Annotated in this window: 13 protein-coding genes; 10 read left to right on the plus strand and 3 right to left on the minus strand. The window is 56.6% G+C overall.

Annotated elements, in window-relative coordinates:
• Nucleotides 1–125: 125 nt before the first annotated feature.
• The 3 genes from STH12_RS16660 to STH12_RS16670 all read left to right on the plus strand — a co-directional run bounded on the left by STH12_RS16660 (nt 126) and on the right by STH12_RS16670 (nt 5,548).
• Nucleotides 126–2,156 carry a M20/M25/M40 family metallo-hydrolase gene (locus tag STH12_RS16660; RefSeq protein WP_164551236.1) on the plus strand — a complete coding sequence of 677 codons (2,031 nt, stop codon included), beginning with the start codon at nt 126–128 and terminating at the stop codon, nt 2,154–2,156.
• A 231-nt stretch (nt 2,157–2,387) separates the two neighbouring features.
• The gene (locus tag STH12_RS16665) at nt 2,388–4,463 is read left to right on the plus strand and encodes a TonB-dependent siderophore receptor (RefSeq protein ID WP_126168587.1); all 2,076 of its coding nucleotides are present in this window, start codon (nt 2,388–2,390) and stop codon (nt 4,461–4,463) included.
• Nucleotides 4,464–4,468: 5 nt separating this feature from the next.
• Nucleotides 4,469–5,548 (plus strand): PepSY-associated TM helix domain-containing protein, encoded by a 1,080-nt coding sequence (locus tag STH12_RS16670; protein WP_126168588.1) that lies wholly within the window; start codon nt 4,469–4,471, stop codon nt 5,546–5,548.
• A 97-nt stretch (nt 5,549–5,645) separates the two neighbouring features.
• Here STH12_RS16670 and typA read toward each other — a convergent pair whose 3' ends face one another.
• Complete coding sequence (gene typA, locus STH12_RS16675; protein WP_126168589.1) at nt 5,646–7,463, minus strand: translational GTPase TypA; 1,818 nt, start codon at nt 7,461–7,463, stop codon at nt 5,646–5,648.
• Nucleotides 7,464–7,644: 181 nt separating this feature from the next.
• Between typA and STH12_RS16680 the strand changes: the two genes are divergently transcribed.
• Together STH12_RS16680 and glnA are read left to right on the plus strand one after the other, a co-directional pair.
• Entirely contained in the window at nt 7,645–7,890 is a 246-nt protein-coding gene (locus tag STH12_RS16680; RefSeq protein WP_126168590.1) for a hypothetical protein, read from the plus strand.
• A 34-nt stretch (nt 7,891–7,924) separates the two neighbouring features.
• Nucleotides 7,925–9,334, plus strand: coding sequence for a glutamate--ammonia ligase (glnA, locus tag STH12_RS16685; RefSeq protein WP_126168591.1), 1,410 nt, complete (start codon nt 7,925–7,927; stop codon nt 9,332–9,334).
• A 111-nt stretch (nt 9,335–9,445) separates the two neighbouring features.
• Here the strand turns inward: glnA and STH12_RS16690 are convergent, their stop codons facing one another.
• Nucleotides 9,446–10,585, minus strand: coding sequence for an aminotransferase class V-fold PLP-dependent enzyme (locus STH12_RS16690; RefSeq protein WP_126168592.1), 1,140 nt, complete (start codon nt 10,583–10,585; stop codon nt 9,446–9,448).
• A 3-nt stretch (nt 10,586–10,588) separates the two neighbouring features.
• Nucleotides 10,589–11,767, minus strand: coding sequence for a PrnB family protein (locus STH12_RS16695; RefSeq protein WP_126168593.1), 1,179 nt, complete (start codon nt 11,765–11,767; stop codon nt 10,589–10,591).
• 164 nt (nt 11,768–11,931) lie between these two features.
• On the opposite strand from STH12_RS16695, the gene STH12_RS16700 reads away from it, so the two are divergent.
• The 5 genes from STH12_RS16700 to ovoA all read left to right on the plus strand — a co-directional run bounded on the left by STH12_RS16700 (nt 11,932) and on the right by ovoA (nt 16,594).
• Nucleotides 11,932–12,396 carry an Lrp/AsnC family transcriptional regulator gene (locus STH12_RS16700; RefSeq protein WP_126168594.1) on the plus strand — a complete coding sequence of 155 codons (465 nt, stop codon included), beginning with the start codon at nt 11,932–11,934 and terminating at the stop codon, nt 12,394–12,396.
• Between the two features lie 84 nt (nt 12,397–12,480).
• Nucleotides 12,481–13,035, plus strand: a complete 555-nt coding sequence (locus STH12_RS16705; RefSeq protein ID WP_237158648.1) for a TFIIB-type zinc ribbon-containing protein — start codon at nt 12,481–12,483, stop codon at nt 13,033–13,035.
• Nucleotides 13,036–13,068: 33 nt separating this feature from the next.
• On the plus strand, nt 13,069–13,695 hold the full coding sequence (locus STH12_RS16710; protein ID WP_126168595.1) for a Type 1 glutamine amidotransferase-like domain-containing protein: 627 nt from the start codon (nt 13,069–13,071) through the stop codon (nt 13,693–13,695).
• 13 nt (nt 13,696–13,708) lie between these two features.
• Nucleotides 13,709–14,353 carry a glycine-rich domain-containing protein gene (locus STH12_RS16715; protein WP_218567756.1) on the plus strand — a complete coding sequence of 215 codons (645 nt, stop codon included), beginning with the start codon at nt 13,709–13,711 and terminating at the stop codon, nt 14,351–14,353.
• A 111-nt stretch (nt 14,354–14,464) separates the two neighbouring features.
• Entirely contained in the window at nt 14,465–16,594 is a 2,130-nt protein-coding gene (gene ovoA, locus STH12_RS16720) for a 5-histidylcysteine sulfoxide synthase (protein WP_126168596.1), read from the plus strand.
• Nucleotides 16,595–16,644: the final 50 nt, after the last annotated feature.

Raw genomic sequence — 16,644 nt, forward strand, 5'->3', positions numbered from 1 at the left:
GAATTTAACCGCTTTTGCCAATGTCGCACGCCTTAGCCCCACGGCAGAATGGAGAGCGCACAGACCGCCTGCGGCACCAACATGGATTGTCGGTCTCGAATAATAACAAGTAAGGATACCGACCCATGAAGCTTCAAAAGAGCCTGCTCACCCTCGCGCTACTCTCACCCCTGTCGGCCATGGCCGGCGATCTGTGGATTATGACTGACAAAGATGCCCAGGCCACCCTCAGCGGCCTGATGCAAAAACACAATCTGCAGACCGGCACCAAGCAAAGCGGCGGTAAGCTTATCACCCGCCTCAACGAAGATAAGCTACTGGAATTAAGCGCCCTGATGCACAAAGAGCACAATCGCTGCGGCGGTTTCAGCGTGCATGCCACCGAGGCCGATGCCCTGGCCGCCAGTCTGGTGCCAGTGAGCCAGGCCGCATTCAGTTTCCCCGGCGAGCCCAATCAGGCGGCGAGGGTTGCCGACATTCTGCCGCGGCTGATGGCAAGCAATATCAAGGATACAGTCACCAGCCTGGAGGCATTCACCAACCGCTACTACACCACCAGCCACGGTGAAAACGCCGCCCATTGGGTGAAAGACAACTGGGCAGCACTGGCCGGGGGGCAGAGCTGGGCCAATGCCGCCGTGTATGACCATGCCGACTGGCGTCAGGACTCGGTCGTCCTCACCCTCACCGGCAGCGAAGCCCCGGATGAGATTGTCGTTCTTGGCGGCCACCTGGACTCCATCAATGGCTACACCACAGAAACCACCCGCGCTCCCGGCGCCGACGACAATGCCTCGGGCATGGCCACCATCACCGAGGTGATCCGCGCCTTTATGAGCCAGGGTCAGCCCAAGCGCACCATCAAGTTTATCGGCTATGCCGCCGAGGAAGTGGGTCTGCGTGGCAGCGCCGAAATCGCCGCCGAGGCCCGCAGTCAGGGGCAAAATGTGGTAGCGGTTATGCAGCTGGATATGACCGGCTTTAACGGCAGCAACGAAGACATAGTGCTGATGCAGGACTACACAGACTCGGGCCTGAATCAGTTTCTTATCAAGCTGATGGATACCTACCATACCGAGATAAGCTACGGCGTGGATGTGTGCGGTTATGGCTGCTCGGATCATGCCTCCTGGCACAATCAGGGTTACCCGGCTGCCATGCCATTTGAGTCACGCTTCAACGACTACAACCCCCATATCCACACCGCCCAGGACACCCTGGACAAGCTCGACCCCACCATGGAACATGCACTCAACTTTGCCAAGCTGGCCTCGAGCTATCTGGTAGAGCTGGGCTTTAACACAGGTGGCACAGGCCCCGAAACCGGCGAGCTTGAAAATGGCGTGGCTCTCACCGGGCTCAGCGCCGCCAAGGATGCCCAGAGCTATTTCACCCTCGCGGTACCGGCCAATGCCGAGAACCTGCGCTTTGTCACCAGCGCCAACAATGGCGATGCCGACATGTACGTGAAGTTCGGCACGCCGCCGTCGACCTCAGATTTTGACTGCCGCTCCTGGAACAACGGCAGTAATGAAAGCTGCGACCTGGCTCAGGCCACCGAAGGCACCTGGCATGTGATGCTCAAAGCCTACAGCGCTTACGCAGATTTAAGCCTCACCGGCAGCTTTGATGTGTCGACCCCAACCCCCAATCAGCCACCGGTGTCGAACTTCAGCGCCAGCTTCAATGGAGCCACCGGCCAGTTTGTGTCCAGCGCCAGCGACAGTGACGGCCAGTTGGTGAGCTGGCAGTGGAACTTCGGCGATGGCAGTACCGGCAACGGTGCGAACACCAGCCACAGTTACGCCCAGTCGGGCAATTACACAGTCACCCTGACCGTGACCGACGATGACGGTGCCAGCGCCAGCAGCAGTCAAAGCTTCGATGTGACTGTGCCAGAGCCACCCCAGGGCGATATTGAGTTGCAGGTCGCCAAGGCCTCCAAGTCCCGTCTTGGCAGCGTGTATGTGTCGCTGCGCTGGGATACCGGCACCCCCGGCTTTAAGGTGCTGCGTGACGGCGTCGAAGTGGGTTCAACCAGCCGCACCAGCTTCACCGACAGATTCAAGGTTGGCAAAAACGATCCGGTGAACGTGAGCTATCAGGTCTGTGACAGTACAGGTAGCTGCTCCAATCTGGTGCCGGTCAAGCTGTAATCTCTAGCCCAAGGCGGGTTCTTCCCGCCTTAGGCACACACCTATCTGAGCCAAAGCCCCGCACCGCGGGGCTTTTTCATGGCATTCAGCAACCTTTTGCAGTGAACTGTTACCGCTGGAAAAGCGATCAACCCCACAGGATAGAGTGATCACTTTAAATAATTAATGATAACGATTTGCATTTGATTTATCATCCGTGCGTATTATAACCACGTGAGGAACTGCTAAATCATGTCCAGCACCCGCATTTTTAAACTGGCCGGGCTGACTGTGGCACTGATGTCCGCCATGGCCGCCCATGGCAAGGAAGAGAGCGACATCGGTATCGAACGGATTATCGTGACCACCAAGGCAACGGCGCCATCCACTACCAAGGGCGATTTCAGCCTGATTAAAGCGCCGCAGAATATCCAGATCCTGTCGAAGAATTTCCTCGATGATGTGGGCGCCATCCACCTGGAAGACTCACTCAAACATATCGCCGGCATCCAGCCCGGCGGCTATTTCCAGGGTTACGACTACTTCCGCATCCGCGGCTTTGATGCCTCTCAAAACATCTACCTCGACGGCCTGCGCCTGAACGACAACGGTCTGGGCGCCAACGTGGAACAATCCAACCTCGAAACCCTCGAGGTGATGAAGGGCCCCTCTTCCACCCTCTATGGCGCAGGCGCCATTTCCGGCATGGTTAATCTGGTGAGCAAACGGCCGGGCAAAACCGACCAGAGCAGCCTGACCCTGCACGGCGGCAGCGACGACTACAACGAAGTGAATGCCGATATTAACCGGGTGCTGAACGATGAGGGTGATATCTACGGCCGCCTTGGCCTGACCTACCGCAATGCCGCCAATTCGGTGGACTTTGTGGATGGCCAGGAGCGCCTGTACATAGCGCCGTCCCTCAGTTTTGAATTATCGGACGACGCCAAACTGACTCTGCTTGGCAGTTACACCAAAGACAACAACGAACCCGGCATGCCGCTGCCTGCCATGGGCACAGTGCTGGAATCGCCCCTGGGCCAGCTCGATAAGAACTTGTTTTACGGCAATATCAACGACCCGGGTAATCTGGAAGATGAAACCTTCCGCTTGGGTTATGAGCTGTCCTGGGCGCTTGGCAACAATCTGGAACTGCGCCAGAACATGCGCTATCAGGATGCCTCCAGCAACTGGAATAACCTTTACTATCCCAGCAGCTACAATGCCGACAACGGCGAGCTGTCGCTGTATAAATTCAGCTACCGCACCCAGTGGAAAACCTGGGCCATAGACACAGGCATCAACGGTACAGTGCAGCTTGGCAACAGCGAGCATGTGTTTACCGCCGGGGTCGATGTGTTTATCTCCGACCTCTACACCAGTAGCGCCCTTGGCAGCCAGTACCCCACAATCAACCTGTATCAGCCTGATTACAGCGTGTTTCCAGACAGCGAAACCAACGATTTTGGCCCCGAGTCCAAGGTCGAGAACCGTATTTTCGGCTTCTATGCCCAGGACCAAATCAACTGGGGTGACCACTGGAGCCTGACCCTCGGTGGCCGTATCGACCGATATAAACAAGCCTACGTGGATGAATACGCAAGTAATTTCAGCCCACGCGCTGGCCTGAGCTACGCCTTTAACGACAACTGGGTGCTGTATGGCAGCTACTCTGAAGCCTTTACGCCACAATCCTTTGTCGATGCCAATGGGCAGGTGCTGGACCCAGAGCAGGGCAAACAGTGGGAGATTGGCCTCAAGAGCCGTGGCTTCGATGGCGACCTCAGCGCAACCCTGTCGCTGTTTGACCTCACCAAAAAGAACATCGCCCTGGCCAATGTGGATGCCGGTGGCAACTTTACCTACTCGGCATCGGGAGAAATCCAAAGCCAGGGCGCCGAGCTGGATTTGCAGTGGCTGCTCACCGACAACCTGCAGCTTATCGGCCATGCCGCTTACACCCATGCGGTGGATGCCGAGCACGACAAGTGGGTTGCCAACGTGCCCAGATACTCCTATGGCGGCTGGCTTAAGTACAACCTGGATGACTATCTGCCAGGCCTCAGTGCTGGTGCCGGGGTAAACCACTATGCCAGGCAGCAGGGCAATGTGCAGGCGGTCCTGAATGAGAGCAGCGAAGGCGACTTCTACCTGCCCGCCTACACCCTGGTTGACCTGAACCTGACCTACAGCTGGGATCTGTACGATGTGCGTCTTATCGTCAGCAATCTCACCGATGAAGACTATTACTCAGGCTCCGACAGCCTGCTCAGGGTCATGCCCGGCAGCGGCCGCGAGGTCAAACTCAGCTTCTCGGCCAACTGGTAATCAGGATGCGCAAACATCTGTGGAAATGGCACGGGCTGGCGGGGCTTATCGTCGCCCTGCCGCTGTTTGTGATAGCCCTGAGCGGCAGCCTGCTGGTGTTCAAAGCCGAGCTTGACCGGTGGCTGATGCCCGAGGTGGTCAATGCCGGCAGCGATGAGCGCCTCAGTATGACTGTGCTGCTGCCGCGCGCAGCCAGTGCGCTGCCTGAACATGAGATCCTCGGCTGGCAGTTTGGCGCACAAGGCGAGGCCGACATGCTGTATGTGGCGCAGCAAGGCAGTTACGACTGGCAAAAGCTGTGGCTGGATCCGGCAACCGGCGAGCTGCTCACAGTGCCCAGATCGCTTACCTGGGCGCTGACCGACTGGCTGCTGGAGCTACACTATCTGCTGCTGATGGATCACGCAGGCTTGCTGCTGGCGGCCATCACGGCGCTGCTGATGCTGTTTTTGGGGATATCAGGGATAGTGCTGCACCGCCAGTTCTGGCGCACCTTCTTTACTTTGCGCTTAGGAAAAGGCCTGCGACTGCTGCTGAGCGATGGCCACAAGATGCTCGGCATCACAGGTGCACCTGTGTTTCTGGTGCTGGGCTTTACCGGTGCCTGGTGGAACCTGGAGCACTTTTACGAAGAAGTGATTGAAGGCCACGATGACAGCGCCTTTGTCATTACTCAGCGCTATTACAATCCCGCCATCGACGTGGAAACCCTGATAACCGAGGCGCAGCGCGAGCTGCCCGGCTTTGAGCCAAGCTATATGCGCCTGCCGGATGCAAGTTACCCGGGCGTGCACCTGTTTGGTCATCGCGCCGATGATGGCATGCTGCGCAGCCGCTTTGGGTCTATTGTCAGCTTTGATGACAACACTGGCCAGCACACAGGTACCCTCGATGTGGCCGAGGCGCCTTGGCTGTATCAGTTCACCGACAGTTTCAAGCCTCTGCACTATGGCGACTTTGCCGGCCTCATGAGCCGTATCATCTGGTGCATTGTCGGCTTTTTGCCCTGCCTGATGGCACTGTCCGGCTTTTGGATGTGGCGCGAGCGCAGTCGCAAAGGCGCTCGCCGCAAAAGCCGCGCGTAACGTCAATCACAGCGGAGTCACCCGCACCGCCAGCACATGTGTATAAACAAAAAACCCCGGCAAGCCGGGGTTTTTTAATCACGCGATGCGGTCAGAATTAGTCACCCTGACGGCTGGCGCGCTTACGATCGTTCTCGGTCAGATGCTTCTTACGCACGCGGATGCTCAGCGGCGTCACTTCTACCAGTTCGTCGTCATCGATAAACTCAAGCGCCTGTTCCAGAGTCATCTGGATGTGCGGAGTCAGTACCTGAGCTTCGTCAGTACCAGAGGCACGCATGTTGGTCAGCTGCTTGCCCTTGAGGCAGTTCACGGTCAGGTCGTTTGAACGGCTGTGGATACCGATCACCTGGCCTTCGTAAACTTCGGCGGCGTGACCGATCATCAGACGACCACGGTCCTGCAGACCGAACAGGGCGAAGGTCAGTGCCTTACCTGTGGCGTTGGAGATCAGTACACCGTTGTTACGCTGACCGATGTCACCACCCTTGAATGGACCGTAGTGGTCGAAAGTGTGGTACAGCAGACCGGTACCAGAGGTCGCAGTCATAAACTCGGTCTGGAAGCCAATCAGGCCGCGGCTTGGGATAACGAAGTCGATACGTACACGACCCTTGCCGTCCAGCTGCATGTCTTTCATGTCAGCCTTACGGGTACCCAGCTTCTCGATCACAGTGCCCTGATGATCTTCTTCCACGTCCACGGTCAGGGTTTCGAACGGCTCGCACTTCTCACCGTCGATTTCCTTGATGATTACTTCTGGACGGGATACCGCCAGCTCGTAACCTTCACGGCGCATGTTTTCAATCAGGATAGACAGGTGCAGTTCACCACGGCCAGACACGCGGAAGCGGTCAGGGCTGTCGGTTTCTTCTACACGCAGGGCCACGTTGTGAACCAGTTCCTGTTGCAGACGCTCAAGGATGTTACGTGAAGTCACGTACTTACCTTCTTTACCGGCAAACGGAGAGGTGTTTACCTGGAAGGTCATGGTCAGAGTTGGCTCGTCTACGCTCAGTGGTGGCAGGGCTTCGGCACTGCCCACGGCGCAGATGGTGTCAGAGATTTTCAGCTCGCCAAGACCCGTGATAGCAACGATGTCACCGGCGTTGGCGCTGGCCACTTCGTGACGGTCCAGACCCATGTAACCCAGTACCTGGCCGATTTTGCCGTTACGGGTTTTACCATCGGCACCAACAACGGTTACCTGCTGGTTGGTCTTGACGCTGCCGCGCTTGATACGGCCTACACCGATAACGCCCACGTAGCTGTTGTAGTCCAGCTGAGAGATCTGCATCTGGAAGGCGCCGTCGGCGTCGGCATCCGGAGGAGATACTTTCTCAACGATGGTCTGGAACAGTGGGGTCATGTCTTCGCTTGGCTCATCGGGATCCAGAGTGGCAAAGCCATTCAGAGCCGAGGCGTAAACGATAGGGAAATCCAGCTGTTCGTCGGTGGCACCCAGGTTGTCGAACAGGTCAAATACCTGGTCGATTACCCAATCAGGACGGGCACCCGGACGGTCGATTTTGTTGATAACCACGATGGGCTTGAGGCCCTGGGCAAACGCCTTTTTGGTCACGAAGCGGGTCTGTGGCATTGGGCCGTCAACGGCGTCAACCAGCAGCAATACAGAGTCCACCATAGACAGAACACGCTCTACTTCACCACCGAAGTCGGCATGGCCAGGGGTGTCTACGATGTTGATACGGTAATCGTTCCACTTGATGGCAGTGTTTTTCGCCAGAATGGTGATGCCACGTTCTTTTTCCAGATCGTTGGAGTCCATCACGCGCTCTGTGGCTTCGCCGCGGCTTTCAAGGGTGCCTGACTGGGAGAGCAGCTTGTCAACCAGGGTGGTTTTACCATGGTCAACGTGAGCAATAATGGCGATGTTACGCAAATTTTCTAACACGGTTAGCCTCTTACCATCTTGTTTCAGTGTGCATTGCCCCGATGTTGTTACGCCTCGGGACGGCCGGACTATCGCCGGCAGGGCGCGGGAATATGACGTTTTACTGAACTATTCCCCGGCCCCTTGCGTTAAAAAGCGTGCCATTCTACTCTAGCAGCGTCCTCACGGACAGGATTATTTTTTGGCCGTTTGGGAGATCCCGACCTTGCCCGGCTGCACCAAATTACTGCACAGCATCAGTGCAAGCACCACAACAGTGCATAGGCTGCACCACAATAGTGCAACCGTGAAAATCCTGCGCCCTAAAAATCCAACCACTCTCTTTTTAATCAATAACTTAAAATGTTGGCACAGTACTGGCTTTATCTGTGCCACGTTTCGGCGCAGCCGCAAAAGCCGCTACACCGACAAACAAATTATTGATTAAGGGACAACCCTTTACCCTACCCGGAGACTCGAACATGTCAGTTGAAAATGTGTTGAAGCAGTTGAAAGACCTGGAAGTGAAATTCGTGGATCTGCGCTTTACCGATACCAAGGGTAAAGAGCAGCACGTATCTATCCCTACTCATCAGGTAGATGCCGACTTCTTTGAAGACGGTAAAATGTTCGACGGCTCATCCATCGCCGGCTGGAAAGGCATCAACGAATCAGACATGGTGCTGATGCCTGACCCAAGCACTTTCGTGCTGGATCCTTTCACCGAAGAAACCACTGCGCTGATCCGCTGTGACATCCTCGAGCCTGCCACCATGAGCGGCTACAACCGTGACCCACGCTCTATCGCCAAAAAGGCTGAAGAGTACCTGCGTGCTACCGGCATCGCCGACACCGTACTCGTAGGTCCAGAGCCAGAATTCTTCCTGTTCGACGACGTACGTTTCGGCACCGACATGAGCGGTACCTTTGTGAAGATCGACGCCAAAGAAGCCGCCTGGAACTCAGGCACCAGCTACGAAGAAGGCAACACAGGTCACCGTCCATTCGTGAAAGGCGGTTACTTCCCGGTTGCCCCGGTTGACTCTTCTCAGGACCTGCGCTCTGCCATGTGTCTGGTACTGGAAGAAATGGGTCAGGTAGTTGAAGCTCACCACCACGAAGTGGCCACTGCCGGTCAGAACGAAATTGCTACCCGTTTCAACACCCTGACTGCCAAGGCTGACGAAATCCAGGTACTGAAGTACGTGGTTCACAACATGGCTCACGCCTACGGTAAGACTGCTACCTTTATGCCTAAGCCAATTGTTGGCGACAACGGCTCTGGTATGCACGTTCACCAGTCTCTGGCCAAAGATGGCGTAAACCTGTTTGCCGGCGACAAGTACGGCGGTCTGTCTGAAACTGCCCTGTACTACATCGGCGGTATCATCAAGCACGCCCGTGCCCTGAACGCCTTCACCAACCCAAGCACCAACTCTTACAAGCGTCTGGTACCACACTTCGAAGCCCCGGTAATGCTGGCTTACTCTGCCCGTAACCGTTCTGCTTCTATCCGTATCCCAGTGGTACCAAGCCCTAAAGGTCGTCGTATCGAGACCCGCTTCCCAGACCCAATGGCCAACCCATACCTGGCTTTCGCGGCTCTGCTGATGGCTGGTCTGGACGGTATCCAGAACAAGATCCACCCTGGCGATGCCATGGACAAAGACCTGTACGATCTGCCAGCTGAAGAAGCGGCCGAAATCCCACAGGTTGCCGAGTCTCTGGACGTAGCTCTGGCTGCCCTGGACGCTGACCGTGAGTTCCTGACCAAGGGCGGTGTATTCTGCAACGACTTCATCGATTCCTACATCGGCCTGAAAAAGGCTGAGGCTGAGCGCGTAAACCGCACTACTCACCCAGTAGAATTCGAACTGTATTACAGCCTGTAATACCCTACAGGACGCCGGGTAACCGGCGCATAAAAAAGCGCCCCGGACTCAGGTTCGGGGCGCTTATTTTTGGGCCTTTATTCGAGCATCAAGGGCTCAGGGTTGAAGGATTCAGCAGACCGCCTTCACGCACGCAATAAAGCGCGCAATATCTTCCAGGTCGTTATACAGGTGCGGCGACACCCTGAGTCCGTAGCGGCGCTTATCGACGCTGATATTGGCCTGGGTGAGTGCGGCCATCACCGCCTCGTTAAGCTCACCAAAGTTCAAAATCGCGGTGCCGCTGCGGCTGTGGGCCGCGATACCACTCGCTGGCGAGCGCCGTGCCGAACCAATTGCACCAGCTTGGTGCAACTCATCATAAAGCATTGATACCAAAGCCTGATTATGTTGCCGCAGCAGCCCTTTTTCCAACCTGGCAAACCAGTTGATGCTGTGGGCTGCCAGCACAAAGGGCGCTACAGAGGGGGTACCGCCCCAAAAGCGCAGCGCCGAGGGATGATGTTTGAAATGGTGGATATCAAACTCAAACGGGTTTTCATGGGAAAACCAGCCCACATCCACAGGTTCGCACTCATCAATCCGTTCGGGGTGAACCCACAGATAAGCGGCACCCGGACCACCGCAGAGCCACTTCACCGACGAGCCAATCAGAAAGTCAGGCGCAAGTTCACTGAGTGACAGAGGCACAACCCCCGCCGACTGGGCCACGTCTACCAGCGATAACACCCCAAGCTCACGGCAGCGGCCGACGATGTCAGCCACAGGCGCCAGCGCCCCCAGATTGGAAAAGGCATGGCTGATAAACACCAGATCCAGCCCGGCATCCATATGCTGCTGCCACACATTGGCATCGGTAATATCCGCCCCCTGGGGGATAAAACTGAGCCTTGCCTCAGGCAGCGCCTGTTGCACCGCAAAGCCCATGGAAGGGAAGTCTTCCTCGCACATGAGCACCCGGGCGCCAACACGATTTAGCCGCGGATGCGACATCAGCAGCTTGGTCAGCGCCGATGACAGGTTGGTCTGCGGGCAGAAATCCTCTTTGTCGGCATCGAACAAACTGGCCAGTGCCGCGCGAAAACCCTCGATGCCACCCAGCCAATCGCCCCAGGGCTCGCGGCCACTGTCACACCAGGGTTGCCAGAAATCCCGCTCAAACCCGGCCTTGGCTGCCTTTAACGGCCGACCCACTGAGTGATTCAGCAGATAGCTGCCGCCCGGCAAATAAAACTGCGATTTGTAATCCATGGTTCAGTCCAAACTGGCCTTGAGGCGGGCAATTTCCTGCCAGGCGGTGCGAATATCACTGCGCTTGGTGGCGGCACGGCGGTCGCGCAACTTTTCCAGCGCCCCAATCAGCACATGCAGCGGCGGGCCACTGGCGGTGACCTTGGACATATGCTGCTGATCCATGTTGACCGAGGGCTCGGCAATGTATTTTTTCACCAGCTGATCGTGGTGCTGAATCGCGGTTTGGCCGTGAAGTTCACACACTTCGAGGAACAGTCGCAGGTTTTCCTGATACCAGCTTTCCTTGTGGCTGCCGGTGGCACGCAGGAAGTATTCCATCAGACTGGTGCGGCGCATGCAGTCGCGCAGAATCGCCTGATCTTCCGGCATCATGTACAGGAACTTATCCACCAGCATCTGCGAGTAAGAAGGTTCGTTGGCGTGGCACAGCCCGAGCAGCATATCGATTACGTTGATACCGGCAAAATCGCCGGCATTGGCGCCGCGATACACCTGACTGCCCACCCGGTACGGCTTGTAATAGGGCCGCACGCAGTAAAAGAAACGGTCGGTATCCAGTTCATGGAACAGGGTGGTGTTAGAGTCCATCACATCCTGCAGCGCCTGACGGGCCACCTTGAGCAGGTCTGCGGTAATGGGGTGAGACACTCCCAACGGCAGGATTTTCAGCAGCGCGTCGGCGGCGCGCTTGTAGGCCAGAATACCCTTGGTGTTGTAGTCAACAAACAGGCGCTCGTCGTGCAAATCGGTAAAGCGCTTGTACTGGCCGCCGCGGGCCATATTGTGGGTGGTGAGGTGAGCCGTGGCAAAGCGTGGGGTCACCCCGATGGAAGCACCGATATGCATGGCCAGCGCCGAGGCCTCCACCAGTGGCGAGTGGGTTTCCCGCGAAGGCTCGGTAATTTCATGGCGCCGACAGGCCGCCATATACAGCCCTACGTTGCCGAGCAAATCGAAGGCCGCATCAAAGCCTTCGTCGGTGTTGCCCTCTTCCAGCAAGGCACTGATGTGCCTGCGGCCTTCGTTTTCCAGCTGCTGCTTGAGGTCTTCGCCAATCCCCTGCACATTGGCGCGATCGGTTTGCAGCCAATAGAGGGATTCAAGCTCGTTGTTCATTTCAACAAAACGGGTACGCAGCCATTCGTCGAAGGCCTCCACGTTCAGCGTCATGTGTTTCATTGTTATCGTTCTCCAGACACTTACCGCGTTGCAAGGTACAGACGCAGTTGTAAACAGCCTAGCACAGGGGGCGGAGGTTTTTTCACCAAAAGCCTGCGGACAAACTGCCGCCATTGAGTGATACTCGATAACAACAAATCCCAAATTATCGAAATTCACCAACAATGACCCAACTCGATAAGAAAGACACCGCCATCCTCGCCGCCCTGCAGCAAAATGGCCGTCAGACTGTGACCGAACTTGCCGCCTCGGTTGGCCTGTCAGATACCCCTTGTCTGAGGCGCATCCGTCGCCTGGAGCAAGAAGGCTACATTCAGGGCTATGGCGCCTTGCTGGATCACCGCAAGGCCGGATTTGAAGTGATTGTCTATGCCTCACTGAGGCTGTCGGAGAACTCTGACAAGGCCGCCGAGCGCTTTGAAACCGCAGTGGCCCTGCTGCCGGAGGTGATGGAGTGTTCGGTGATCACCGGCAGCCATGACTACCTGCTGAAAATCGTCGCCCGGGATCTGCTCGCCTACGAGCGATTTGTGAAGAAATCCCTTGGCAGCCTGCCCGGGGTGGCGGGCATAGAATCGACCCTGGTGCTCAAACAAACCTTCAGCCGCAATGCCCTGCCGCTGGAGTGACACTTGAGCTGAACTTTAAAATCCCCTAGGCTGAGATCTCCCCGGCGCCCTTTTGTTTTGCCGGGGTTTTATCGCAAAGGATTGATGATGCACTGCAGCGCCTGTAAACGCGGAAGCCTGGTTCCCACCCGGCTCGATGACCTCTTTAACGCCCACCGTTGCAATCACTGCGGCGGTCACTGGGTTCTTATCGACGATTTTGTCGCCTGGAAAGCCCAGCACCCCGATACCGATTTTGCCCCGGTAACAGCCATCGAAGAAAGTGAAGACAGCCCGATGGCGCTGTTTTGCCCCATGAGCCATACCCTGATGCGCAAGCTGAAAATCAGCACAGACACAGATCACAGGCTCGACTACAGCGCTGCTGTGGGCGGTGTTTGGCTCGATAAAGGCGAATGGCCGCTGCTCAAATCCATGGGGCTCGCCAGTTGTCTCAATCTGCTGGTAACTCAGGAATGGCAAAACCGCCTGCGCCAAAGCCAGACCCAACATAATTTTGCCGAGCACTACCGCAACAAGTTTGGCGACGATACCTACGCCGAACTCAAACGCATTCGCGCCTGGCTCAGTGCTCAACCCAATAAAGCCGAATTGAAACAGTATCTGTTGACGGACGACCCTTACAGCGCCAGCCGCTGAGGTCTGCCCTGAAGCTGCAAAAAGGAGTTGCTGATGTCGCTGTTTTTGATGAGTGATACCCAGGCACCTGGGGTACAGGACAAGCTGAAACAATGGCTTGCCGGCATTGGGCCCAATCCCAGCGTCGGCTACCTCGCCTCAAGCGCCGACCCTACCCGCGAGTACTTTGCCCCGGTGGTGGAGCTCTATGATCAGCTCGGAGCTGAAATCATCGCCTTTGCCGAACCCATTCACGGCCCCGACTGCGAACTCTACGATCCGCTGTTCGAGTGCGACATCATTCATCTGTGCGGCGGCAACACCTTTGAATACCTGCACCATCTTGGTGCAAGCGGTCTAATCTCCCGTCTGCAGGCCTTTGTAGAGGCCGGTGGTCATCTTGTCGGCGTCAGTGCCGGCGCCATTTTGATGACGCCGGACATCGCCACGGCAGCCTACTGCGGTGACGAAGCCGTGGTGCCGTTCCAAACCACCCGCGGCCTTAATCTGGTGCCGTTTCATCTGCTGGTGCACGTGGCCGACAAGGATGCCATGGCTCAGCGACTGGAGGTCGACGGCCTGCCCGGCAGCCTGTATCTGATGGACGATAACGACGTTATCGAAGTGGGCGGCGGCGAAATCAAAGAAAGCGGCAGCCCCCGCCTGCTGTTGCCGATGTAAACGGGGTCAGCCAATGCCCATAGCCCTGATGTTACTGCCGATATTGGGTGTGGCTGTCGCCTTCGTCTGGTTTCGCAGTGCCAGCGACCGGCGCCGTGACTATATCGATAGCTTTCGGTTTCCACCGCAGCTGACTGATGCCCTGACGCAGCGCTATCCCCACCTCAGCGACGCTCAAAAGCAGCGGGCGCTGGCGGGCTTGAGACAGTATTTCCACATGAGCCGGCTGGCAAAACACAGCCCGCTGGCAATGCCATCACAGGCGGTCGATGTCCTCTGGCATGAGTTTATTCTCTCTACCCGGCAGTATCAGGCGTTTTGCCAGAAGGCGTTTGGCCGATTCCTGCACCACACCCCGGCTGCAGCCATGCCAAGGGCCATTTCACGGCGCAGTCCCATCAAACGCGCCTGGCGACTGGCCTGCCAGCTCGAAGGGATAAACCCCAAGGCGCCGTCCCACCTGCCGTTGATTTTTGCCCTGGACGCTGAGCTGAACATAGACGATGGCTTTCATTATCAACTCCACTGCGGCCCGCAGGATCGCCACTGCGCCAGTCACATAGGTTGCAGCAGTTACAGCTGCAGCAGCGACTCAGGAAACAGTTGGTTTGACGGCGACGCCGGTGGCGATGGTGGCGGCTGCAGCGGCGGCGACTGAAAGCAAATCCCGGGCGGACGGGTCTGATGCAGTGATCCTGACTCTAATTCCGCCCGTATCATCAGCAGCGCCTATACTGGCCTTCATGCTTCCAGAGGGACAAGACACGCAATGGAACCTTTTACCGCTCTGCCAACGCCAAGCCTTACTGGCACGGACATCCACAGCAAACGCGTTGAAATCAAAGCTTATTTCCAGAACAGCTGGACTCAGTATGAGTCGCTGTTTACGCTGATTTCCAATGACGATGCCTACTTTAAAAAGGCCGAGCCGCTACGCCATCCACTGATTTTCTACTTCGGCCACACCGCCACCTTTTTTATCAATAAGCTCAAGCTGGGCAAGTACATAGACGAGCGTATCAACGACCATTTCGAGTCCATGTTTGCCATTGGTGTGGACGAGATGTCCTGGGATGACCTGAACGAAGCCCATTACGACTGGCCGCAGGTGGACGAGGTGCGCACTTACCGCAATGCGGTACGAGCCCTGATTGAAAGCCTTATCGATACTATGTCGATTGAGCTGCCCATCGGCCAAAATAGCCTCGCCTGGGCGATTTTGATGGGCATTGAACACGAACGCATTCACCTCGAAACCTCCTCGGTGATTATCCGCCAGCTGCCCCTTGAAGACCTGACACCTTCAACGCAGTGGCCCGAATGCAGGGATTATGGCGAGACACCGGATAACCCGCTAATTCAGGTCAAAGGCGGCGATATCAGCCTTGGCAAAGCCGATGAAGATCTAACCTACGGCTGGGATAACGAATACGGCCATCGTCATCACCACATCAGCGATTTTCGCGCCAGCGAAAAATTGGTTTCCAACGGCGAGTTTATGGCCTTTGTTAAGGCCGGTGGCTATCAGGAACCCAAGTGGTGGAGCGATGAAGGCAATGCCTGGCGTGAATACACCAACGCCGATATGCCACGCTTTTGGCGCCAGAGAGACGGCCGCTGGTATCAGCGTAACCTCTGCAGCGAAATCCCGCTGCCACTCAACTGGCCGGTGGAAGTAAACCAGCTGGAAGCCAAAGCCTTTTGCAACTGGAAGGCGGCGACTACGGAGCGCAGCATTCGTCTGCCCACCGAGGCCGAATGGTACTGGCTCAGACGCGAGCTTGAAGGCGATATGACCGTCATAGGCGCCGCACCTGCCTGGCGCGAAGTGCCGGGTAACCTCAATCTGGCCCACTACGCCTCATCCTGCCCGGTGAACCGCTTCCGTCAGGGACGTTTTTACGATCTGGTGGGCAATGTGTGGCAATGGACCGAGACCGCCATCGACGGCTTCCCGGGCTTTGCGGTGCACCCGCTGTATGATGACTTCTCCACCCCCACCTTTGATGGCAAACACAACCTCATCAAGGGCGGCAGCTGGATTTCCACCGGCAACGAGGCCATCGCCGCCTCGCGCTATGCGTTTCGCCGTCACTTCTATCAACATGCTGGCTTCCGCTACGTGGAGTCCAGCCAATCACCGGATGAGGGCGTAAAGGTGAACGTGTATGAAACCGATGAACTGATCTCCCAGTATCTGGAATTCCACTACGGCCGCGAGTACTTCGGCGTGGCCAACTTCTGCGTCAAAGGGGTGCAGGAAGCGCTGGCCGAAATCAACCTCGAGCGCCACGCCAGGGCGCTGGACATCGGCTGCTCCGTGGGCCGGGCAAGTTTTGAGCTGGCGCGCTATTTTGATGCCGTAGATGCTATCGATTTCTCCGCCCGGTTTATCCAGCAGGCCTACGCCCTCAAGGAGCAGGGCGAGAAACGCTACACTATTCGCACCGAAGGCGAACTGGTGGAATACCGCACCGCCTCGCTTGCCAGCCTTGGCTACAACGAGGTGAAGCACAAAATCGATTTCCTTCAGGGCGATGCGCTTAATCTAAAGCCGCGCTTCGGTGGCTATGATTTGGTGTACGCCTCCAACCTTATCGACAGGCTGAATGAGCCCAAGGCCTTCCTTGAGCAAATTCACAGCCGCATCAATACGGGCGGTTATCTGGTAATTGCCTCACCTTACACCTGGCTTGAGGACTACACCCCCAAGGCCAATTGGCTGGGCGGTATCAAGGTGAATGGTGAAAACTTTACTACCCTCGATGGCCTCACCGAGACGCTTATTCCCCACTTCGAACTGGTGGCAGTGAAGGAAGTGCCCTTTGTCATTCGTGAAACCAAACGCAAATTCCAGCACAGCCTGTCGGAGATGAGTATCTGGCGAAAACGCCAGTGACTCTCAGCTAATAAAAACGCCCGCGATTGCGGGCGTTTTTATTAGCTCAT

Source organism: Shewanella khirikhana (genome assembly GCF_003957745.1).
Lineage (GTDB): Bacteria > Pseudomonadota > Gammaproteobacteria > Enterobacterales > Shewanellaceae > Shewanella > Shewanella khirikhana.